Origin of the sequence: Halomonas sp. ND22Bw (genome assembly GCF_003011945.1) — a bacterium.
Taxonomy (GTDB): Bacteria; Pseudomonadota; Gammaproteobacteria; order Pseudomonadales; family Halomonadaceae; genus Halomonas; species Halomonas halophila.
Genome location: NZ_PXWD01001043.1, coordinates 1 through 265 on the forward strand (window position 1 = coordinate 1; position 265 = coordinate 265).

Annotated in this window: 1 protein-coding gene; it reads left to right on the forward strand. The window is 71.3% G+C overall.

Annotation, left to right across the window (positions count from 1 at the left end; all coding sequences use genetic code 11):
- Positions 1-265: SURF1 family cytochrome oxidase biogenesis protein (locus CVH10_RS21350; protein ID WP_369335948.1), on the forward strand; the 265-nt coding region annotated here is incomplete at both ends.

Here is a 265-nt window from a genome sequence, read left to right on the forward strand (position 1 = left end):
ACCTCGACAACCGCCAGATGCACGGCGTGCCGGGCTTCTACGTGCTGACGCCTTTTGCCCTCGAAGGCAGCGAGCAGACCGTGATGATCCAGCGCGGCTGGGTCCAGCGCAATTTCAACGACCGGGCCCAGTTGATGCCGGTGGAGACGCCCGCCGGCCTGGTCGAGGTGACGGGGCGCGTCGCACCGCCGCCCGCGCACTTGCTGGAACTCGGCAAGCCGGCTGCGCCGGCCTCCGCCCCCGCATCCGCACCCGACGGTGCGCC